Annotated in this window: 18 protein-coding genes; 14 read left to right on the top strand and 4 right to left on the bottom strand. The window is 72.8% G+C overall.

Going from position 1 to position 21123, the window contains the following annotated elements:
* Positions 1 to 12 precede the first annotated feature (12 nt).
* From ITJ54_RS04505 to ITJ54_RS04495, 3 genes are all read left to right on the top strand, one after another.
* Complete coding sequence (locus tag ITJ54_RS04505) at positions 13 to 936, top strand: NUDIX domain-containing protein (RefSeq protein ID WP_194626060.1); 924 nt, start codon at positions 13 to 15, stop codon at positions 934 to 936.
* Positions 937 to 1107: 171 nt separating this feature from the next.
* On the top strand, positions 1108 to 1854 hold the full coding sequence (locus tag ITJ54_RS04500) for an aminoglycoside phosphotransferase family protein (protein WP_194626059.1): 747 nt from the start codon (positions 1108 to 1110) through the stop codon (positions 1852 to 1854).
* Between the two features lie 116 nt (positions 1855 to 1970).
* Entirely contained in the window at positions 1971 to 2921 is a 951-nt protein-coding gene (locus ITJ54_RS04495; RefSeq protein ID WP_194626058.1) for a J domain-containing protein, read from the top strand.
* A gap of 54 nt (positions 2922 to 2975) precedes the next feature.
* Here ITJ54_RS04495 and ITJ54_RS04490 read toward each other — a convergent pair whose 3' ends face one another.
* Entirely contained in the window at positions 2976 to 3338 is a 363-nt protein-coding gene (locus tag ITJ54_RS04490; RefSeq protein ID WP_071276153.1) for an RNA-binding S4 domain-containing protein, read from the bottom strand.
* Positions 3339 to 3443: 105 nt separating this feature from the next.
* On the opposite strand from ITJ54_RS04490, the gene ITJ54_RS04485 reads away from it, so the two are divergent.
* Together ITJ54_RS04485 and ITJ54_RS04480 are read left to right on the top strand one after the other, a co-directional pair.
* On the top strand, positions 3444 to 3695 hold the full coding sequence (locus ITJ54_RS04485; protein WP_323741592.1) for a hypothetical protein: 252 nt from the start codon (positions 3444 to 3446) through the stop codon (positions 3693 to 3695).
* Positions 3696 to 3752: 57 nt separating this feature from the next.
* Positions 3753 to 4949 carry a hypothetical protein gene (locus ITJ54_RS04480; protein ID WP_194626057.1) on the top strand — a complete coding sequence of 399 codons (1197 nt, stop codon included), beginning with the start codon at positions 3753 to 3755 and terminating at the stop codon, positions 4947 to 4949.
* A gap of 45 nt (positions 4950 to 4994) precedes the next feature.
* Here the strand turns inward: ITJ54_RS04480 and ITJ54_RS04475 are convergent, their stop codons facing one another.
* Positions 4995 to 6560 carry a S1C family serine protease gene (locus ITJ54_RS04475; protein WP_194626056.1) on the bottom strand — a complete coding sequence of 522 codons (1566 nt, stop codon included), beginning with the start codon at positions 6558 to 6560 and terminating at the stop codon, positions 4995 to 4997.
* Positions 6561 to 6757: 197 nt separating this feature from the next.
* Between ITJ54_RS04475 and ITJ54_RS04470 the strand changes: the two genes are divergently transcribed.
* From ITJ54_RS04470 to ITJ54_RS04450, 5 genes are all read left to right on the top strand, one after another.
* Positions 6758 to 7753: a FecCD family ABC transporter permease gene (locus tag ITJ54_RS04470; RefSeq protein ID WP_323741591.1), complete on the top strand. Its 996-nt coding sequence runs from the start codon at positions 6758 to 6760 to the stop codon at positions 7751 to 7753.
* 38 nt (positions 7754 to 7791) lie between these two features.
* Positions 7792 to 8763 carry a FecCD family ABC transporter permease gene (locus ITJ54_RS04465; protein WP_323741590.1) on the top strand — a complete coding sequence of 324 codons (972 nt, stop codon included), beginning with the start codon at positions 7792 to 7794 and terminating at the stop codon, positions 8761 to 8763.
* A gap of 112 nt (positions 8764 to 8875) precedes the next feature.
* Positions 8876 to 9355 carry an FHA domain-containing protein gene (locus tag ITJ54_RS04460; protein ID WP_194626053.1) on the top strand — a complete coding sequence of 160 codons (480 nt, stop codon included), beginning with the start codon at positions 8876 to 8878 and terminating at the stop codon, positions 9353 to 9355.
* Positions 9355 to 10059 (top strand): MerR family transcriptional regulator, encoded by a 705-nt coding sequence (locus ITJ54_RS04455; protein ID WP_194626052.1) that lies wholly within the window; start codon positions 9355 to 9357, stop codon positions 10057 to 10059. The genes ITJ54_RS04460 and ITJ54_RS04455 overlap by 1 nt, the downstream gene beginning before the upstream one ends.
* A gap of 169 nt (positions 10060 to 10228) precedes the next feature.
* Positions 10229 to 10789, top strand: a complete 561-nt coding sequence (locus ITJ54_RS04450) for a MerR family transcriptional regulator (RefSeq protein WP_071276143.1) — start codon at positions 10229 to 10231, stop codon at positions 10787 to 10789.
* 844 nt (positions 10790 to 11633) lie between these two features.
* Here the strand turns inward: ITJ54_RS04450 and ITJ54_RS04445 are convergent.
* Entirely contained in the window at positions 11634 to 12446 is an 813-nt protein-coding gene (locus ITJ54_RS04445; RefSeq protein WP_194626051.1) for a ParA family protein, read from the bottom strand.
* A 60-nt stretch (positions 12447 to 12506) separates the two neighbouring features.
* On the opposite strand from ITJ54_RS04445, the gene ITJ54_RS04440 reads away from it, so the two are divergent.
* The 4 genes from ITJ54_RS04440 (at position 12507) to ITJ54_RS18070 (ending at position 19063) form a co-directional block, all read left to right on the top strand.
* Positions 12507 to 15920 carry a pyruvate carboxylase gene (locus ITJ54_RS04440; RefSeq protein WP_194626050.1) on the top strand — a complete coding sequence of 1138 codons (3414 nt, stop codon included), beginning with the start codon at positions 12507 to 12509 and terminating at the stop codon, positions 15918 to 15920.
* A 1-nt stretch (position 15921) separates the two neighbouring features.
* Positions 15922 to 16416, top strand: coding sequence for a peptide deformylase (gene def / locus ITJ54_RS04435; protein ID WP_194626049.1), 495 nt, complete (start codon positions 15922 to 15924; stop codon positions 16414 to 16416).
* Positions 16417 to 16616: 200 nt separating this feature from the next.
* Complete coding sequence (locus tag ITJ54_RS04430; protein WP_194626048.1) at positions 16617 to 18812, top strand: hypothetical protein; 2196 nt, start codon at positions 16617 to 16619, stop codon at positions 18810 to 18812.
* Between the two features lie 119 nt (positions 18813 to 18931).
* Positions 18932 to 19063, top strand: a complete 132-nt coding sequence (locus tag ITJ54_RS18070; protein WP_267237973.1) for a hypothetical protein — start codon at positions 18932 to 18934, stop codon at positions 19061 to 19063.
* A 173-nt stretch (positions 19064 to 19236) separates the two neighbouring features.
* On the opposite strand, the gene ITJ54_RS04425 is transcribed toward ITJ54_RS18070, so the two are convergent.
* Positions 19237 to 21105, bottom strand: a complete 1869-nt coding sequence (locus ITJ54_RS04425; protein WP_194626047.1) for an AMP-dependent synthetase/ligase — start codon at positions 21103 to 21105, stop codon at positions 19237 to 19239.
* Between the last annotated feature and the right edge of the window lie 18 nt (positions 21106 to 21123).

The raw sequence follows: 21123 nt of genomic DNA, 5'->3' as shown, positions 1-21123 counted from the left end.
CAGGGTGGACAGGTGCCAGACGTCCTGCCCCCCGGTCCGCCGCCCGGCCCCCGCGACCCCGGCGACGCGTGGGCGTACGGACCCGACGGCACCAAGGCGTGGGGGCTCTTCGGCGCCTCCGGACTCCTCGTCGACGACGGCCAGGGCCGCGTGCTCCTGCAACACCGCGTCGAGTGGAGCCACCACGGCGGCACCTGGGGCATCCCCGGGGGCGCTCGACACCAGCACGAGGACGCGGTCACCGGCGCCCTCCGCGAGTCCGCCGAGGAGGCCGGCGTGCCGCTCGACGGCATCGACCTGCGCCACACCGCCGTGCTCGACCTCGGCTTCTGGACCTACACGACCGTCGTCGGCCGTGCCGCACGGCCCTTCGAACCCGTCATCGCCGACCGCGAGAGCCTGGCGCTCGACTGGGTCCCCGTCGAGTCCGTCGAGGACCTGCCCCTGCACCCGGGCTTCGGCGCCTCCTGGCCGGCACTCCGAGCCACGATCGACACCAGCCCGCACGTCGTCGTCGACGCCGCCAACGTCGTCGGCAGCGTGCCTGACGGCTGGTGGAAGGACCGCTCCGGCGCAGCGACCCGGCTCATCGACGGGATCACGGCGCTCGCCGCGGTCGGGCTGCCCGCCGATGCCCTCGGGCTCGACTTCAGCACCTGGTGGCCGCGGTGGACCGTGGTACTCGAGGGCGACGCACGCGGTGCCGACGTCGCCACGGGTCCCGGCGGTGGCGACGGCGTCGGCGGTGCGCCCGGCGTGGCCGTCGTGCGTGCGTCCGGCTCCGGTGACGACGCCATCGTCACCGCCGCGGCCGACGCCGTGGCGGCCGGGGACGGCCCCGTCGTCGTGGTGACGGCGGACCGCGGACTCCGCGACCGCGTGACGGCACTCGGTGCCAGCGTGCAGGGGCCGTCCTGGCTCCGCGACCGGCTCTAGGAACAGCCCGCCCGGAGCGTCGGCGTCTCCGGGCCGACAAGCGCACGTGTGCGGATGGATCGCGCCAACCGCGCCGGTGACCGCTACGCTGACCTGCACGCCACTGCGGTCAGCCAGACGACCGCGACGACGAAGGCACGTCAACGGAGACGACCGCGACAGGAGACGCCCATGGAGCGCATCACGAAGGCCGACGACCGGGTCCACCGGCCGGCCGGCCCCTGGACGCCCACCGTCCACCGGCTCCTCGCCCACCTGCACGAGCAGGGGTTCGTCGCGGCACCGGAGCCCATCGCCCTCGGGGACGCCCTCGAGACTGTCACGTTCGTGCCCGGCGTCGCCGGCGAGTACCCGTGGACCGAGGACGTCGCCAGCGAGGCGGCCCTCGTCACCAGCGCCCGGATGCTCCGGCACTACCACGACGCCGCGGCGAGCTTCCCGCTCGACGACACCGTCGACGTCTGGTCGCAGGCGCACCGGGCACCCGTCGAGACCGTCGTGCACGGTGACTTCGCCCCGTACAACTGCGTGTACGACGGCATCGCGGCCGTCGGCCTGATCGACTTCGACACCGCGCACCCCGGCCCCCGGGTCTGGGACGTCGCCAGCGCGGTCTACCGGTTCGCGCCGTTCACCACCGGGCTCGACGAGGGCAGGACGGCCCCGACGCTCGAGGTCCGCCTGGCCCGCGCCGCCGAGTTCTGCCGCGCGTACGGCCTCGACGACGTGTCCAGGAGCCGGCTCACCGAGACCATGGTGTCCTCGCTCGTCTCCCTCGTGACCCTCATGGAGACCGAGGCCGCCGCCGGCAACCCGAAGTTCATCAGCGACCTGCAGCACGGGCACGCCGACCTGTACCGCGCCGACGTCGCCTACCTCGAGGACCACCGCGACGCGATCGCCGCCGCGGTGGCGTGAACCGCACCACCTGACGGACCGCTCGCGGCGCGCACGACGCCCCGCGAGCCTCCCGGCCGCCGTTCAGCGCGCACACGGCTGGTGCTCGCGCTCGCTCCGGTAACGTACCGCGAGCCATGACGGACAGCCCGGCCGACGCCACCCCCTACGAAGTCCTCGGCGTCGCCGCGACGGCCGACGACGAGGAACTGCGCCGCGCCTACCGGCGCGCAGCCCGCGAGACCCACCCCGACCTCGGCGGCGACGCCGTGCGGTTCCGGCAGGTCCAGGTCGCGTGGGAGCGCGTCGGCACACCGGCGGCGCGTCGCGCCTACGACGCCGGTGGGTCCCGGCCCTCGTCCGCGCCGTCCGGCTCGTCCGCGTGGTCGGCGTCAGCCGGGAGGCCCGGGTCGGGTCGCGACGCCTACGCACCGCCCGCAGCACGCCGCGACTCCCGCCCACGGGCCCGGTCCCACGGACACCCCGGCGGTCGGTCGCGCGAGGTCTTCCTGGCCGCCGAGCGCGAGTGGGTCGGACTCGGCGACCCCATCGAGGACCCCTACGACCCGTCGCTCATCCGGAGCGCGCCCCGGTCCATCCGCCGACTGCTCGGGGAGGCCCTCGCCGAGGAGTCGACCGCGGCGCTCGTGGCTGACATGGGCATCGGCGTGACGGTCTGGCACGACCTCGACGCCGGCAGCGAGGGCAAACTCGACCACGCCGTGCTCATGCCGAGCGGGCTGTGGGCGCTCGAGTCCATCGACTGGGGCGGACCCGTCCGCGTCGAGCACGGCGAGGTCGTCGGCGAGACGCTCGAGCCGGGGGAGCGTCCTGTCAAGGAGCTCGTCCGCGCCGCCCTCGCCGTGCAGAAGCAGACGCGCGTGCGGTTCACCGGGCGGATCATGGTCGTGCCGGACTCGGCGGTCGACACCGACGTGCAGCTCGTCGGTCCGCAGCGGAAGCCCACGGCGTTCCTCGTGCGGCGCAGTGCGCTCGGGCAGGTGCTGAACGGCATCTGGTCGCCCGAGGGCACCGTCGACGTGTTCGACGTCCGCGACCGGTTGCAGCAGACCGTCCGGTTCGTCTGAGCGGGTCCGTGCTCGGCCTGGGCTCGTCCGGGCCTGCTGGCCCGGTCGTCCCGGCTAGTAGCCGCGGAGCTTCTCGAGGTCGCGGCGTTCCCGCTTGCTCGGGCGTCCGGCGCCGCGTTCGCGCATCGGGACGAAGCCCGCTTCCTCCTTCGGCAGCCTGGCAGGGGTCAGGTCGTCGAGGTGCTTCGCCGCCTCGGTCGCGCCGACGCGCTTGAGGATCAGGCTCTTCACGACCACGATGCGGTCGAAGCCGGCCTGCCGCACGCGGACCTCGTCCCCCGGGCCCACCGGCTGCGAGGGCTTCGCCCGCTCGCCGTTCACCTTCACGTGCCCGGCCTTGCACGCGGTCGTCGCGGCGGACCGGGTCTTGGTGATCCGGACCGCCCAGATCCAGCTGTCCACCCGGGCCTTGTCCATGCCACCAGCCTAGGCGCGCCGCCCGCGTGCCCGCCCCCGTGGTCGCCTGCGTGCGCTCCCTCGATGCCGACCGGTGGGCCGTGCGGCAGCCCGTACGCTTCCCGGGTGGGCACGGACGAGCAGGCGGGCATCGCGCGGGCACTGGCGCTCGGGCTGCTGCGTGACGCCGAGCTCGGGGAGCGGGTCGTCGTCCGGGCGCACGAGGCCGGGGGAGCGCGCGACGCCCTCGGGGACCTGGTCGCACGGACGGCGGACTCCGTCACGGTGGACACCCGCCGGGGCCTCGTCGAGGTCGCGCTCGAGGACGTCGTCGCCGCCAAGCGCGTCCCCCCGCCACCACCACCCCGCTCGCGCTGACCCCCGCACGGCGAGCCGCCCGCGTCCGGGCCCCTGCCCCGTCGTAGCCTTGCGACCATGGCCGTCCCCGTCCCGCTCGGCACCGAGGACCGCACCGCACGCGTCGTCCTCCGCCGCCCCGACTCCTGGCAGCGCGCGGACACGGCGCAGGCAGACCTCCGCGTGGTGGGCGACGACGTCGTCGTCACCGTGCGCTCCCGCCCGAGCGACCGCTCCATCGGCGACGAGAACGCCTCGCTGCTCGACCGCCTGCCCGGCTCCGTCGACGGCCTGCTCCTGGTCGGCTGCGACGTCTGGACCTCGGTCGGGGCGCCGGCGCGCCTGGTCGAGTACGTCCGACCCGACGCCAGCGCCGAGGAGGACGACGGCCCCGGCGACATCATCGGCGCGCACCTGCTCTTCGTCACCGGCCGTCACCGCGTCGACGTGACGGTCGAACGACCCCTCGCCCGCCTCGCCGACACCGACGACCTCGTGTTCGCCGTCCTCGACTCCGTCCGCGCCGTCGGCCCGGTCAGCACCGGCGCCACCCGTGACCTCGAGTCCCTGCCGTCACCCCTCGCCCCGACCGAGGTCAGCGGCCCCCGAGTCACCCCGGAGGCCCTCGCCACCCTCCAGGGCCTCGCCGGGAAACGGTGGAACCCGACGCTCCTCCGCACCCCCGGCGGCCGCGAACTCGTCGACGCCGGCCTGGTCGGACGCTTCGGCACGCTCCCGGCGAGCACGCAGGCACTCCTCGAGCCGTGGGCAGCGGAGACCCAGCCGACCGTGCTGGAACAGCACCGACCTGACGGGCGCGTGGCGAGCCTCCAGGCCTGGTCCCGCACCGTCGTCGACGCACCGGACGACACGGGCGCGGTCCTCACGCGGCTCACGCCGCAGCGCGTGGTGGCGCTGGCGGCCGGGAGGCTCGGCGTGCGTCCGACATGGACCTTCCCGTTCCGCACGAGGTCGCTCCGTGCGGACCTGCTCGACCGACGGCTCGCCGGTGGGGACGACGCGCCCGAGCTGCCGGGTGCCGTCGCGGAGGCGGACCCGCGGCTGGCGCGCTTCTGGGCGGCGCCGTGGACGGTGTCGTACCTCCGGCGACCTGGGAAGCCGACCCCGGTGACCCTCGTGCACGCGGAGGGCATCGGCTTCGCACGCGTCGGACGCACGGAGGCCGGCGCCTCCGCGTTCGGTGCGGAGTCGCCGGCCAACGTGTACCGATCGGTCGTCCGGGCGTTCCTCAGGAACGCGGAGTCGCCGGGCTGAGACACAAGCCGTGTACCGGAGCGTCGTGCGGGCGTTCCTGCCTTCCTAGGCTGCGGGGCCGGCGGTCAGCGTCACGGTGACGGTGCTCGCCGCGCCGGTGGTGTCGGTGTAGGCGACCGACACCTTGTCACCCACCGACTTCGACTGGATGACCTTCGTCAGCTCGGCGGAGCTCGTCACGGCGGTGCCGTCGACCGAGGTGATCGTGTCCCCGGCGGCCAGCCCGGCCGCGGCGGCACCGGAGCCGTCGACGGTGCCTGCGACGGCGACGCCACCCGTGGTGGCCGTCCCGCTCACCTGCACCCCGAGGAACGCCGGCAGGCCGATCGTGATCGTGCCCGAGGCGTCGCCCGACAGGATCTTCTGGGCGATCGACTTCGCCGTGGCGATCGGGATCGCGAACCCGGTGACGTCCGAGCTGCCGGACGATGCGGCGGTCGCCATGCCGACGACTTCGCCCTCGCTGTCGAGGACCGGACCGCCCGAGTCGCCCGAGACGATGTCCGCGGCGACCTGGATGAGCCCGGTCAGGGACTCGGTGCCGGTGCCGGACTCGCTCTGCACCTGGATGTCCTGGTCCGTCGCGGTGACGGTGCCCGCGGCGGCGACCAGGTTGCCGGTGCCCTCCGCGTTGCCGACGTCGGTGACGGCGTCGCCGGTCTTCGCGCCCCCGTCGTCGTCGAGCGTCACCGTGGACAGTCCGGAGGCGTCCTTGAGCTTGAGGACCGCGACGTCGTTCGTGGCGTCGGCGCCCACGACCTCGGCGTCGTACTCCTTGCCGGTGGTCTCGTCGGTGACGCTGATGCTCGTCGCGCCCTGGATGACGTGGTTGTTCGTCAGGATCGTGCCGTCGGACGTCAGGACCATGCCGGTGCCGGCGGCCTGCGAGGCGGCGTCGTAGTTCAGGATCGTGTTGATCGTGACGACGCCCCGCTTCTGGGCGGCCGTCGCGGCCGTGGCGGGGGACTGGGTGCCGGTGCTCGATCCGCTGCCGTCACTGCTGCCCGTGCCGCCGTCGGTGCCGGTGCCGGTGCCGTTGCCCGTGCCGCTGCCCGTTCCGTCGCCCGGCACGGTGAAGCCGTTCGTGCCGCTGCCGCCCGTGCCGCCCGTGCCGGTGCCGCCACCCGGCAGGGTCGTGGAGCCCTGCGACTGGCTCGACGTGGTCCGTGTGCCATGCGAGGAGAGCCCGAGCGCGGTGCCGCCCGCTGCCCCGACGATCGCGAGGGCCGCGACACCGGAGCCGATCACCAGTCCGAGGCGACGACGCTTCGCGGTGCCGGGACGGGCCCCGAAGGCACCGCTCCAGCCGGTCGCGTCGGCGGGGTGTGCGGCGCCGTACGGTGTGCCGTGCTGCGCCGCGTGCGACCAGGAGGCCGTGCCGGCGAGGGCCGGGCTGCCGATGAGGTAGGGGCCGTGGCCGTCCTGCGTGTAGGCGTAGGGGCCGGAGCCGTCCGGGGCGTAGAGGTACGGGCCCGAGCCGTCGAAGGCGTAGGCGGGGCGGAGCGTCGACCGGTCGGCGTGCGGTGCGTCCCACGAGGCGCGGGGTGCGCCGGCCTGCGCGTCGATCGGCGTGGTGCCCGGTTCGGCGTCGGGGTTCTGGTTCTCGTTCATCGGTGCTCTCCGGTCGCTCTCGACTCCCCGGTCGGGTGTCGATGAACCGAGTACAGGCCCGTTCCCCATGGAGAACCTATGAACGGGCACTGCGTGCGCTCATGACTCGCTCGGCGATCGCCGAGGGAGCTCATCGGGTTAGGGTTGCCTCACCTCCCATGCGCCCTCCGTCCCCTGCCCCACCCGCGCCCAGTTCCGTGCCACGACTCGTCGGCGCGACCGTGCTGGCGGTCGTCGTGCTCCTCGTGGCGGTGGCGCTGAGCATCGCGTTCGGGTCGCGGCCGATCCCGCTCGCGGCGGTGGTCGACGCCGTCACACACCCCGGGCGCGACGACGAGATCGGCCTGATCGTGCTCGGCAACCGGGTGCCGCGCACGGTCGTGGGCCTGCTCGCCGGGGCGGCGCTCGGTGTCGCCGGCGCCGTCATGCAGGGCGTCACGCGCAACCCGCTCGCCGACCCCAGCGTGCTCGGCATCAACTCCGGGGCGGCGCTGGCGGTCGTCGCCGGGATCGCGCTCTTCGGCATCAGCGGCACCGCGGCCTACCTGCCCTTCGCGTTCGTCGGGGCGGCTCTGGCAGCGCTCCTCGTCTACGGCATCGCCTCGGTCGCACGGCGCGGTCTCACCCCGGTCGGCCTGGCGCTCTCCGGAGCGGTCGTCGCGGCAGCCCTCGCGTCGGTCACGACAGCGGTGCTCGTGACGAGCCAGAGCCTCCTCGACCAGCTGCGGTTCTGGCAGGTCGGAGCGCTCGCGGGCAAGGACCTCGGAGCGGCTGGCGCGATAACGGTCCCGGTGCTCGTCGGGCTCGGCATCGCGTTCGCCCTCGGGCGGTCCCTGAACACCCTCGCCCTCGGGGACGAGCTGGCGGCGTCGCTGGGGCAGCGCGTGGTGCTCGTCCGCTCGGTCGGCGGCCTCGTCACCGTGCTGCTTGCCGGGTCGGCGGTCGCCGCGGCCGGTCCGGTCGCGTTCATCGGACTCGCCGTGCCGCACGCCGTGCGGCGGCTGAGCGGACCCGACCACCGGTGGACGATCCTCCTGTCCGCGATCGTCGCACCCGCCCTGCTGCTGGTCGCCGACGTCATCGGCCGGGTCGTCGCGTACCCGGGGGAGCTGCAGGTCGGGATCGTGACCGCGCTCATCGGGGCACCCGTGTTCATCGCGCTCGTCCGCTCGAAGGCGGTGCGGGGACTGTGACGACGACGGCACGTCCCACACGCCGTCGGGTGACCGGTGTGCGCCGCGAACTCGTCGTGCTCGGCATCGTCGTGGCCGTGCTCGTCGGACTCGTCCTCGTGGGGCTCGGCGTCGGCGACATCCCGCTCGCCCCCGGACAGGTCGTCGCGGCGCTCGTCGGCCACGGCGACACCGTGTCGGACTTCGTCATCGGACAGCTGCGCGGGCCCCGGGTGGCGGCGGCGCTCCTCGTGGGGGCGAGCCTCGGCGTCGCGGGTGGCATCGTGCAGAGCGTCGTCCGGAACCCCATCGCGAGTCCCGACGTGATCGGCATCACCTCGGGCGCGAGTGCCGCCGGCCTGACCGCCATCGTGCTGTTCGGCGTCTCGGGCCTGGGGCTCTTCTGGACCGTGCTCGTCGGGGCGGTCGTCGTCTCGGTGCTCATCGCCGGGCTCGCCTGGCGTCGGGGCATCACCGGTAACCGGGTGGTCCTCGTCGGGATCGGCGTCTCGGCGATGTCCGTCAGCGTCTCCGGGTGGATGCTCACGAGCGGCACCGTCCAGCAGGCGGGCACGGCGCTGCTCTGGCTCTCCGGCAGCCTGAACGCCGTGGACCCGGGCATCGTCGGCGTGCTGGCGGTCGCGTTCGTGGTGCTCGTGGTCGCTGCGCTCGTGCAGTCGCCGCGGCTGGGCGTCCTGACGCTCGGGGACGAGGTCGCGGCGTCGCTCGGGCTCCGGCCGGACCGGGCGAAGGTGCTCCTGCTCCTGACGGCGGTCTGCCTGACCGCCGCGGCCGTGGCCACCGCCGGGCCCGTGTCGTTCGTCGCGCTGATGGCTGCGCCGATCGCCCGACGGCTCGTCGGGGGTGGACGTGTGGCGCTCGGACCAGCTGCAGCGGTGGGCGCCGTGATCGTCCTCGCGAGCGACCTCGTCGCCCAGTTCGCCCTGCCCGGCACCACGCTGCCGGTCGGCGTCGTGACGGGTGTCGTCGGCGCGCCCTACCTGCTCTGGCTGCTCGCCCGGTCCCGCTGAGGTGCACCGAGCTGTCCGCTCGCCGCGGACAGGTCGTGTCACTCGTCCACGGGGCTCTCGACGGGCCGCTCGTTTCCGATACGCTTGACTGCCAAGAGGAGGAGGTCCACCGATGCCAGATCCAGTGGTCCCGCAGCCAGAGGGACAGCAAGCCCCGGAGCAGCGGCTGGTCGACACGACGCTGACCTTCAGCATGGAGTTCGGCGCGTCCCTGACGCCCGAGTCCGGTGTCTCACCCGAAGAACGTGACGCCATCACCGCGTTGCCGTCCGGTTCGGCGTTGCTCGTCGTCCGCCGCGGCCCGAACGTCGGAGCGCGCTTCCTGCTCGACTCCGACGTCACCACCACCGGCCGACACCCCGACGCCGACATCTTCCTGGACGACGTCACCGTCTCCCGGAAGCACGCCCAGTTCCTCCGGAACGGCACGTCGTTCACCGTCAAGGACAACGGCTCGTTGAACGGCACCTACTTCGACGGCGAACGCATCGACGAGGCACCGCTCACCGACGGCGCCGAGGTGCAGGTCGGCAAGTTCCGTCTGACGTTCTACGCGTCCCGGGTCGACCTGGCGCGCCTGGCGAACGCGTAGTGGCCGCGCGCTCGGCCGCAGTGCGGTCGGGTTCGCCGGCCGCGGACCTGCTGACGATCGGACAGGTCCTCGCCCGGCTCAAGCCGGAGTTCCCCGACCTGTCGAGCTCCAAGCTCCGCTTCCTCGAGGAACGCGAGCTCGTCACGCCCGTCCGCACCGCCAGTGGCTACCGGAAGTTCTCGCCGGCCGATGTCGACCGGCTCCGCGTGGTGCTCGGTCTGCAGCGTGACCACTACCTGCCGCTGAAGGTCATCAAGGAGTACCTGGCCGACCTCGACGCCGGCCGCCAGCCCGCGCTCCCCGGCGGTGGCGACGGTCCCAGGCCCTCCATCCTCGGCCGCGAGAAGCGCTACACGCGGGACGACCTCGTCCGTGCCGCCCAGGCGTCCCCGATGCTCGTCGCCGATGCCGTGTCCGCATCGCTCCTGCCCGCGACGGACACCTTCGGCGAGGACTCGGTCGTCGTGCTCAAGGCCCTCGTCGAACTCCAGCGCGCCGGCATCGAGCCACGACACCTCCGGACCTTCCGCAGCACCGCGGAGCGTGAGGTCGGGCTCATCGAGTCCGCGCTGATGCCCGTCTCGCGTCGCGGTGACGCCACGTCCAGGGCCAAGGCCGCCGAGCTCGCACGAGAGATCGCCGGGCACCTGGAGGTCATCCGCTCGAACCTCATCCGCGCCGCGATCGGGCGGATGGACGCGTGAGCGGTGCTGGTGGACCGTCGGTGCACGGGCGTATCCTCGACACGCCGGACGCGCCGAGTCGGATGTCCCGCGTCGGACCGGTCGGAGTCGCTACCGTGGACCTCGGAACAACTCTCAACCCGTCGTTGAACCTTCGGGTGAGGGCTCGATCGTCGTGGAAGGCAGTCCAATGAGTGGGAACGACACCCCCGGTACCCCGTCTGACACGACGCGGTACGACCTCGGGCTGCTGTTCACCGACGGACTCCCCGAGCACGACGAACAGAACGGCTACCGGGGCACCGTCGCCGCGAAGGCCGCCGGCATCAGCTACCGCCAGCTCGACTACTGGGCGCGAACCGAACTCGTGCAGCCCACCATCCGCGGTGCCGCCGGGTCGGGTTCGCAGCGCCTCTACGGCTTCCGCGACATCCTCGTGCTCAAGCTCGTGAAGCGCCTGCTCGACACCGGCATCTCGCTCCAGCAGATCCGCACGGCCGTCAACCAGCTCCGCGAGTCCGGCGTCTCCGACCTCGCCCAGACGACGCTGATGTCCGACGGCGCCTCGGTGTACCTGTGCACCTCGGACGACGAGGTCATCGACCTGGTGTCCCGCGGGCAGGGCGTCTTCGGCATCGCGGTCGGCAAGGTGCTGCGCGAGGTGGAGTCCTCCCTCGTCGAGCTCGACGCGACGCCGGCAGCCGACCCCTCCGACGAGCTCGCCGCACGGCGCGCCTCCCGCGCCTCCTGACCCGCGCCTCCCGCTCCGCTCGCCCGGCCCCGGCCCCTGGCGCTGAGATCGCACTTCGTGTCGCCTCGTCCGGCGCGGACCCGACGCGAAGTGCGATCTCACCGGTGCCGAACGCGCCCCGACGCGGGGCCGAACGGTCGCGACACCCCGCGTGCACGTCGCCGAGCGGCCGAGAACCGTCGCCGCGGCGGCGTCGAGCCGACGCTTCGTGACCGTTCGCCAGACGTGAGCGGGGAGTCGTGACCGGTCGACCCCGGGCGGCCCGACCACCGGCCGGGCTGGGCGCGCTGCGCCGGGCGTGGGCCGAGCCTCCCGGCTGCGAGGTCGCGACGAGACGGCCGTGAGGTCGCACTCCGTGTCGCCTCGTGCGGCGCCGACCCGACACGAAGTGCGATCTCAACGCAACGCGACGGCGCGGACCCGACACGAAGTGCGATCTCACCGGTTCCGAACGCGGCCCGACGCGGTGCCGAACGCGCCCCGACGCGGTGCCGAACGGTCGCGACACCCCGCGCGCACATAGCCGAGTGGTCGGGAACCGTCGCTGCGGCGGCGTCGAGCCGACGCTTGGTGACCGCCCGCCGGACGTGAGCGGGGAGTCGTGACCGGTCGACGCCGGGCGCCCCGACCACCGGACGGGCTGGACGCGATCCGCCGGGCGTGACCCGAGCCTCCCGGCGGTTGCGGTGGTGAGGTCGCACTCCATGTCGCCTCGTGCGGCGCCGACCCGACACGAAGTGCGATCTCACCGGAACAGGACGCACCGCACCCCAGGACGACGCGCGCCCCAGACACGGACGCACCCCGGGTCGGTGACCCGGGGTGCGTCGTCAGGGCGTCAGCGTCAGACGGGGCTGCCGTCGGCGTACGGACCGATCTTGCCCGTGCGCATGATCCGCTCGAGCAGCTGGTCGAAGTTGCGGGCCATCTCCTGCGCGGACTCGCCGGGCCACACGTGCAGGGGCTTCGCGGCACCCTGGGCCTGCTGCAGCGAGGTGCGCTCGGGCAGCTGCGGGGAGAGCACGAGCGGCCCGAACATGTCGCGGAGCTCCTTGATGCGGAACTGGTGCTCGAGCGACTGGACCCGGGCGCGGTTCACGATGATGCCGAGGGGCTGCAGGCGCGGGGAGAGTCCGCGGCGGATCTCCTCGATCGCGCGGAGGGCCCGGTCGGCAGCGGCCACGGAGAACAGGCCGGGCTCGGTGACCACGGTGACGCGGTCGGACGCTGCCCACGCGGTGCGGGTCAGGGCGTTGAGCGAGGGCGCGCAGTCGATGAGGACGAGCTCGTAGTCCTGCTCGACGTTGGCGAGCGCTTCCTCGAGCTTCCAGATGTCGCGGATCGACGGGTGTGGCCCGTCGAAGTTGATGGCCGAGGGGGACCCGACCATGACGTCGATCTTGCCCTGGGAGCCCTTCGTCCAGCCGGACGGCGCGATGGCCTGGCGGACGATCTTCTCCTTCGGGTTCTCGAGGACGTCGGCCACGTTGAGGTGGCCGGCGATGTTGATGTCGAGGCCGGTGGAGACGTCCGACTGCGGGTCCAGGTCCACCACCAGCGTTCGCAGACCCTTGGCGAACGCGGCGGAGGTCAGACCGAGTGTGACCGTCGTCTTGCCGACACCGCCCTTGAGAGAGCTCACGCTGAGTACATGCACGTTGAGCAACGTTACCGCCAGTAGGGTTGTCCCACCTGACCCAGCGCTGAAAGGGCCCGCGTGTTCCGCAAGATCCTGGTCGCCAACCGTGGCGAGATCGCGATCCGTGCCTTCCGCGCGGCGTACGAACTCGGTGCCCGCACAGTCGCTGTCTACCCGTACGAGGACCGCAACTCGCTGCACCGCCTCAAGGCCGACGAGGCCTACCTGATCGGGGAGCGGGGCCACCCGGTCCGGGCGTACCTCGACGTGGCCGAGATCGTGCGGGTCGCCCGCGAGTCCGGCGCCGACGCGATCTACCCCGGGTACGGCTTCCTCTCCGAGAACCCCGACCTGGCCGCGGCCGCCGCAGCTGCCGGCATCACGTTCATCGGTCCTGGGCAGCACGTGCTCGAGATGGCGGGCAACAAGGTCACCGCGAAGGAGCACGCGATCGCCGCGGGCGTCCCGGTGCTCGCGAGCACGCCGGCCAGCCGCGACGTCGACGAGCTCGTCGCGGGGGCAGCGGCCGTAGGCTTCCCGGTCTTCGCGAAGGCCGTCGCCGGCGGTGGCGGTCGTGGCATGCGGCGCGTCGAGACGCCGGACGAGCTGCGACCCGCGCTCGAAGAGGCGATGCGCGAGGCCGACAGCGCCTTCGGCGACCCGACGATGTTCCTCGAGCAGGCCGTGCTCCGGCCGCGGCACATCGAGGTCCAGATCCTGGCCGACGCCACCGGCACGGACGCCGGCACCATCCACCTCTTCGAGCGGGACTGCTCCGTGCAGCGCCGCAACCAGAAGGTCGTCGAGATCGCCCCGGCGCCGAACCTCGATCCTGCGATCGCAGCGGCCCTGCACCGCGACGCCGTGGCCTTCGCGCGGTCGATCGGCTACGTGAACGCCGGCACGGTCGAGTTCCTCCTCGACACCGTGGGCGAGCGTGCCGGACAGCACGTCTTCATCGAGATGAACCCGCGCATCCAGGTCGAGCACACCGTCACCGAAGAGGTCACCGACGTCGACCTCGTGCAGTCGCAGATGCGGATCGCGGCGGGGGAGACGCTCGCCGACCTCGGCCTGTCCCAGGACACCGTCGTGGTTCACGGCGCCGCGCTGCAGACCCGCATCACGACCGAGGACCCGACCCAGGGCTTCCGTCCGGACACGGGGCGCATCACCACGTACCGCAGCCCCGGCGGTGCCGGTGTCCGACTCGACGGCGGCACGGTCGCCACCGGCGCGCAGATCAGCCCGCACTTCGACTCGATGCTCGCGAAGATGACGTGCCGCGGCCGGGACTTCCCGAGCGCCGTCGCCCGCGCGCGTCGCGCACTCGCCGAGTTCCGCATCCGCGGCGTCAGCACGAACATCCCGTTCCTGCAGGCCGTGCTCGAGGACCCCGACTTCGCCCGCGGCGACGTCTCCACGGCCTTCATCGGCGAGCGTCCGCAGCTGCTCGGCGGTCACGTGTCGAAGGACCGCGGCACGAAGGTCCTGAACTGGCTGGCCGACGTCACGGTGAACAAGCCGAACGGCACGCCCGCGGCGCACGTCGTGGACCCAGCTGCCAAGCTCCCGACGGGCATCGACCTGTCCGCGCCGGTGCCGGAGGGCCAGCGGGACCGCCTGCTGCTGCTCGGTCCGGCCGAGTGGGCGAAGGCGCTCCGTGCGCAGACCGCGCTGGCGGTCACCGAGACCACGATGCGCGACGCGCACCAGTCCCTCCTCGCCACACGCGTCCGCAGCAAGGACCTGGTCGCGGTCGCGCCGTACGTCGCGCGGCTCACGCCGCAGCTGCTGAGCGCCGAGGCCTGGGGCGGGGCGACCTACGACGTCGCGCTCCGGTTCCTCGGCGAGGACCCCTGGGAGCGCCTGGCCTCGCTGCGCGAGGCGATGCCGAACATCCCGATCCAGATGCTGCTGCGCGGCCGGAACACGGTCGGCTACACCCCGTACCCGACCGAGGTCACCGACGCGTTCGTCGCCGAGGCGGCCGCCACCGGGGTCGACGTGTTCCGGGTCTTCGACGCGCTGAACGACGTCCGCGCCCTCCGACCCGCCCTGGAGGCCGTGCTCGCCACCGACACGGCCGTCGCCGAGGCCGCGCTCTGCTACTCCGGCGACCTGCTGGACCCGGCGGAGGACCTCTACACGCTCGACTACTACCTCCGGCTCGCCGAGCAGATGGTCGAGGCCGGTGCGCACGTCATCGGCATCAAGGACATGGCCGGGCTCCTCCGTGCGAGCGCCGCCGAGAAGCTCGTCGGCGCACTGCGGGAGCGCTTCGACCAGCCGGTCCACGTGCACACCCACGACACCGCCGGTGGACAGCTCGCGACGCTCCTCGCCGCGGCCCGCGCCGGTGCGGACGCCGTCGACGTCGCCGCGGCGCCGATGGCCGGCACGACCAGCCAGCCGAGCATGTCGGCACTCGTCGCGGCCCTGGCGCACACCGACCGCGACACCGGGATCTCGCTCGACGCCGTCGGCGACCTCGAGCCGTATTGGGAGGCCGTCCGGCGGGCGTACGCACCGTTCGAGTCCGGGCTCGCGGGGCCGACCGGGCGCGTCTACAAGCACGAGATCCCCGGCGGCCAGCTCTCGAACCTCCGCCAGCAGGCCATCTCCCTGGGCCTCGGCGACCGGTTCGAGCAGGTCGAGGACTGGTACGCCGAGGCGAACCGGATCCTCGGGCGTCCGACCAAGGTGACGCCGTCCTCCAAGGTCGTCGGCGACCTCGCGCTGCAGCTCGCGGCGGTCGACGCCGACCCCGTCGACTTCGAGCAGAACCCGCACAAGTACGACATCCCGGACTCGGTTATCGGGTTCATGGCCGGTGAGCTCGGGGAGCTGCCGGGCGGCTGGCCCGAGCCGTTCCGCACGAAGGTGCTGGCGGGCCGGACGGTCTCGCTCGAGATCACGCCGGTGCCCGAGCACGAGCGCGCGCACCTGGACACCCCGGGGCCCGAGCGCCGCAGTGCCCTCAACCGCCTGCTGTTCGAGCAGCCCACGCGGCAGTTCCAGCAGGTGCGCGACGAGTACGGCGACCTGTCCGTCGTCGCCACGGTCGACTACCTCTACGGGCTCCGCCCCGGCGAGGAGCACGTCGTGTCCCTCGGCAAGGGCGTCGACCTGCACGTCGGGCTCGAGGCCATCGGCGAGGCCGACGAGCGCGGGATCCGCACGGTCATGGCCACGCTGAACGGCCAGCTCCGTCCGGTGTACGTCCGCGACCGCTCGATCCAGGTCGAGACGAAGGCCGCCGAGCAGGCGGACCGGACCGACCCGAAGCAGGTCGCGGCGCCGTTCTCCGGCGTCGTGACGCTCAAGGTCGCCGTCGGTGACGTCGTGACGGTCGGTCAGGCCGTCGCGAGCATCGAGGCGATGAAGATGGAAGCGGCCATCACGGCGCCCGTGGCGGGCACCGTCGGCCGTCTCGCGATCCCGGTGACCCAGCAGGTGGACGCCGGCGACCTCCTGGTGGTGCTGCAGTAACGTGACCGTCCGTCCCATCCGCCTGTTCGGCGACCCCGTCCTCCGTTCGCCCTCGGACCCGGTGCGCATCGGCGCCGACGGCGTCCGCGAACTCGTGCAGGACCTCATCGACACCGTCAAGGAGCCCGGCCGCGCCGGTGTGGCCGCGCCGCAGATCGGTGTCGGCCTGCGGGCGTTCTCCTACAACGTCGACGGCGAGGTCGGCTACGTCCTGAACCCGGAGCTCGTCGAGGTCTCGGGAGAGCCCGAGTTCATGGACGAGGGCTGCCTCTCCGTCCCCGGGCTCGCCTACCCGACCAAGCGGTACCCGTACGCCAAGGTGCGCGGGGTCGACGTCGACGGCAACCCGGTCGAGGTCGAGGGCACCGGGCTGATGGCCGAGGCGCTCCAACACGAGACCGACCACCTCGACGGCACCGTCTACGTGATGACCCTCGAGCCGGAGACCCGCCGCCAGGCACTCCGCGACGTCCGCGCGCAGGACTGGTTCCACTGACCCTGGACCGCCGCGGAGCGCACTGCCCGTTCCCCTGCGCCGACGCCGGTCGTATGCTCCGGAACAACCACCGGAACGCGTTCCCGACGTCCTGACCCCCGTCATGGGGGTGTGGACGGCGTTCTCCGACCACGTACGTTCGACGCGGCGCTGCGAGACGATCAGGCTCGCCGTGACTGCGAGATGATCAGGGGAACTCCATGGAACGACAGCGCAGGGGACTCCGTGTCGCCGCCACCGTGACGATGGCCGCCGTGGCCGCGACGGTCGGACTGGTGGCACTGACGCCACCGGCTCCGGCGAACGCGGCCACGACCGAGTCCGAGGCTGCCGACTACGCGTCCGACGTGTACGGCGACGCCTGGGACTACAGCAACTCGTCGGACTTCAACACCGACTTCTCGAACACCTCGGCCACGGTCGGTGGCGGCGCGCTCAAGGTGTCGCTCGCGAAGGACAACCGCCTGTTCCTGGTGCACTCCATCTCCGGCAGCCTGCCGTTCGGTCGTGACGGTGCCCGGCAGCCGGTCGACACCGCGAAGTACACGCGGCTGACCTTCTCGATGGACCAGCCGCTGTCGAAGCACATCGGCGCGGTCTACTGGTTCAACTGCCGCGAGCAGACGGCGGCCTGCGGCGGTGGCTTCACCTTCCCGATCGTGCAGGGGCCGCACGTGTACGACTTCGACCTGACGGCGCAGTCGAACCTGCTCGCCAAGGTCCCGTGGCGGAGCGCGAACAAGGTCGTCTTCCGCATCGACCCGGTCGTCCTGGCGTCGAACGAGGGCAACGGCAAGACCGCCGCGATCGACTGGGTCCGGCTGCACGCCGCGCCGGACGCCCAGCACCCGCACGCGGGCATGCCCGCCGGCACGTACAACGGGTACACGGTGACCCCGCGTCCGCAGGTGGTCGTGGACTCGCCGAACCAGTCGCAGGGCCAGGACCTGGCGGCCGCTCAGTCCGGGCAGCCGTGGAACTTCGCCTCGGCGGGGGCGACGGCCAAGGTCCGGTACGCGAACGCCCAGCTGCTCACCCGGGACGCGCGGGGCATCACCGCCCGGAACGCCGGACCCGAGCAGAACGACCCGAAGGTGCTGCTGCCGGTGTCCAGCTTCGCCGGCAACACCTACCACTACCTGCAGTTCGACATGCAGTACGACGGGCCCTTCAACCTGTCCGGGTCTGCGGGCGGCGGCAAGCTGGCACGCGTGATCTGGAACGTCTCGGGCACCGGCACGCCGCAGATCGGCAACGACGTCCCGACCTACTCCACCGGCAACCAGTCCGAGGTCTCGCTCGACCTGACGGCGTCGAACCCGCTCGACGAGGACGCGCTCGCGCCCAAGGCCGGGTGGGCCGGCCGCACGATCACCGGGCTGCGCTTCGACCCGAACGAGGACCCGGGCCAGCCGACCTGGCACCTGCGCTCCGTGCACCTGCGGGCCGACCCGACCGCCACGGGCGCGACGAACGTGACCTTCCACGACAACGCCTGGGTGCAGGGCACCACGGCGGACGTCTCGGTCGGCACCGGAGCTCCCGGCAGCGCCGGGTACAGCAGGATCGCCGCGGGTGTCGCCGTCGCCAAGGGCGTGAACACCGTGCCGTTCCGTCTCAACAGCCTGCCGGCCGGCAAGTACAACGTGCAGGTCACCCTCCGCCACCCGGACGGCAGCACCGCCACGTCGTACGCGAACGCTCCGGTCGTGATGCGGACGGACACGTCGCACGACCCGGTCGGCCGCCTCGACAGCGCCGCCGGCACCGCGGGCGCGGTGAAGATCACCGGGTGGGCCTACGACCCCGACGCCACCGCGGGGACGCAGGTGCGCGTCTACGACCAGACCTCGGGCTCGCGCTCGATCGGCACGGTCACCACGTCCATCGCTCGCCCTGACGTGCAGCGCCAGCGCCCGGGCGCCCCGGCGAACAGCGGGTGGTCCCTGACCGTGCCGCTGAGCAAGGGCACCCACAAGATCTGTGCGTACGGCCTCAACCAGGGCCCGGGGACGACGAACCCGCTCCTCGGCGCGTGCCGGTCCGTCGCGGTCGCCGCGGACACCTCGCACGACCCGTCCGGTCGGCTCGACTCCGCGACCGCCGTGGCCGGTGGCGCGACGCTGAAGGGCTGGGCGTTCGACCGCGACACGACTGCCCCGCTCGCGGTGGCCTTCTACGACCAGACGTCCGGGTCGAAGAGCCTGGGGCGTGTCGCGACGAGCCTGCGTCGCTCCGACGTCCGCGCCGCGTACCCGAGCGCCCCGCTGAACTCCGGGTACAGCCGGACGGTGAGCCTGACCCGCGGTGCGCACAAGGTCTGCGCGTACGGCATCAACGTCGGCGCCGGCACGACGAACCCGCTGCTCGGGTGCCGGACCGTCACGGTCCGGTGAGTCGTCGGACCCCGTCCTGGTGACACCCGGACGCGGGATTGTCGTCATGTCCTGACGAGGGGGTACGGTTTCCCCGTCGGTCCTCCCGCCGACATGGTCTCCCACCTCCAGGACGCACGATGACTCTCCGAACCGACGAGCTCAGCTCGCACCGCACCCGCACCAACCGACGACCGGAGCCGGCCCCGGCGACGACCGCAGCCACGGCCGTCCTCGAACCGGAACAGGCCCAGGAACCGGCCACGGTCTGACCGGCCCGGTCTGACCGGCCCCGTGGCCACCGGCGGCGACGACGCCCCCGGCACGGTCACCCGGCCGACAGCACCACAGCGCACGACGGCACCAGACAGGAGGCCCGGTGCCGGTCCCACGGACCGGCACCGGGCCTCCAGTGCGTCACCGACGGGTCGTCAGTGACACCGCGTCACCGTCGCTTGCGTCCCTCGACCACCGGCACCGCCGTGGTCTGGACCTTCGACCCCGAGTAGATGTGCTCGACGTCCGCGGCGAAGTCCCGCAGCACCACCGACCGCTTGATCGTCAGCTTCGGCGTGAGGTGCCCGGAGGCCTCGGTGAGGTCGGTGTCGATCACCGTGAACGACCGCACCGACTCGGCCCGCGACACCCGCCGGTTGGCGGTGTCGACGGCCTCCTGCACCGCGTGGAGCACGCGCTCGTCGTGGGCGGCCTCGCGCGCGGAGAGCACCGGCGCGATGCCCCGGGACTCGCACCAGCCGGGCAGCATGTCGCGGTCGAGCGTGACGAGGGCCGCGATGAAGGGCTTGCCCTCGCCGACCACCACGACCTGCCCCACCAGGGGGTGTTCGCGGATGCCGTCCTCGAGCGGGGCGGGGGCGACGTTCTTGCCGCTCGCCGTCACGATGAGCTCCTTCGCGCGGCCCGTCACCGTGAGCACGCCGTCGCCGTCCAGGTGGCCGAGGTCGCCCGTGCGGAACCACCCGTCGACGAAGGCATGTTCCGTCGCCTCGGCGTTCTGCCAGTACCGGTCGAAGACGTCCACGCCGCGGATCAGGATCTCCTGGTCGTCGGCGATGCGGATCTCGACGCCGGGGAGTGCGCGGCCCACGGAGCCGATGCGGAGCTCGTCGGCGCGGTTCACGGTCGCGGGGGCCGTGGTCTCGGTGAGGCCGTAGCCCTCGAGGATCAGGACGCCGATGGAGCGGAAGAAGTGCGACAGCCGGGGGGAGAGCGGCGCCGACCCGCTGATCGCGTACCTGACCCGACCGCCGATGGCGTTGCGGAGCTTGGCGTACACGAGCCGGTCGAACAGCCGGAAGCGCAGTGCCAGTCCGAGCGGGACCCGACCAGCAGCCACGGCCTCCGAGTGTGCGACCGCGGTGGCGGCTGCTGCCCGGAACACGCGACCCCGCCCGGCGAGGTCGGCCTTCTGCTCGGCCGAGTTGTAGATCTTCTCGAAGACCCGCGGCACGGCGAGCAGGAACGTCGGCTGGAAGGTCGACACCGCCCGCATGAGGTCCTTCGTGTCGGGCTCGTGCCCGACGAGCGTGCCGGCGGAGATGCTCATCACGGCGATGAACCGCGCGAACACGTGGGCCAGCGGGATGAAGAGCAGCGTCGAGGCGTCACCCGCGACGATCTCGGACATGGCCTGGGTCGAGCCCTCCACCGTCGCTGTGAAGTTGTCGTGCCGGAGCACGCAGCCCTTCGGCCGACCGGTCGTGCCCGACGTGTAGATGATCGTGGCGTCGTCGTGGCCGTGGACGGTCGCGGTCCTGGCGTCGAGGTCGTCGTCGGTGACGTCCTCGCCGAGCCGGGTCAGGTCGTCGAGCCCGCCGCCGTCGATGGTCCAGTGCTGGCCGAGGTGCGGCAGGTCGGGCGCGATGCCGGCGACGCGCCTGGCGTGTTCCTCCTGCTCGACGACGATCGCGACCGACTCCGAGTCACCGAGGATGTGCCGGACCTGGTCGGGCGAGCTCGTCTCGTAGACCGGTACGGACACCAGCCCGGCGGTCCAGATCGCGAAGTCGACGAGCGTCCACTCCATCCGGGTCCTGCAGAGGATCGCCACGTGCGCGCCGGGCTCGAGGCCGGCGGCGACGAACCCCTTGGCGATCCCGCGGACCCGGCGCAGGACGTCGTCCGCGCGGATGGTCGTCCACGTGTCCCCGTGGCGTTCGGCCAGGATCGGCCGGTCGGGCGTGCGATGCGCCCGGTCGGCGAGCAGTCGCGCCGCGGAACCGTGGTCCGGCGCGGCGGGACCGGACGCGTGGTCCTGTGTCGGAGACCCCTCTACGGGTCGCTGATCGTTCACGGCAACTCCTTTGTCGAC

This window comes from Curtobacterium sp. VKM Ac-2865 (assembly GCF_015350905.1).
Classification (GTDB): Bacteria; Actinomycetota; Actinomycetes; order Actinomycetales; family Microbacteriaceae; genus Curtobacterium.
This window is presented reverse-complemented; position numbering and strand designations above follow the sequence as displayed.

What these genes read in the sequence shown, in the direction of transcription:
- ITJ54_RS04500 (WP_194626059.1), top strand. Translation starts at nt 1,108, where the DNA reads ATGGAGCGCATCACGAAGGCCGACGACCGGGTCCACCGGCCGGCCGGC.
- ITJ54_RS04495 (WP_194626058.1), top strand. Translation starts at nt 1,971, where the DNA reads ATGACGGACAGCCCGGCCGACGCCACCCCCTACGAAGTCCTCGGCGTC.
- ITJ54_RS04490 (WP_071276153.1), bottom strand. Translation starts at nt 3,338, where the DNA reads ATGGACAAGGCCCGGGTGGACAGCTGGATCTGGGCGGTCCGGATCACC.
- ITJ54_RS04480 (WP_194626057.1), top strand. Translation starts at nt 3,753, where the DNA reads ATGGCCGTCCCCGTCCCGCTCGGCACCGAGGACCGCACCGCACGCGTC.
- ITJ54_RS04475 (WP_194626056.1), bottom strand. Translation starts at nt 6,560, where the DNA reads ATGAACGAGAACCAGAACCCCGACGCCGAACCGGGCACCACGCCGATC.
- ITJ54_RS04460 (WP_194626053.1), top strand. Translation starts at nt 8,876, where the DNA reads ATGCCAGATCCAGTGGTCCCGCAGCCAGAGGGACAGCAAGCCCCGGAG.
- ITJ54_RS04450 (WP_071276143.1), top strand. Translation starts at nt 10,229, where the DNA reads ATGAGTGGGAACGACACCCCCGGTACCCCGTCTGACACGACGCGGTAC.
- ITJ54_RS04430 (WP_194626048.1), top strand. Translation starts at nt 16,617, where the DNA reads ATGGAACGACAGCGCAGGGGACTCCGTGTCGCCGCCACCGTGACGATG.
- ITJ54_RS18070 (WP_267237973.1), top strand. Translation starts at nt 18,932, where the DNA reads ATGACTCTCCGAACCGACGAGCTCAGCTCGCACCGCACCCGCACCAAC.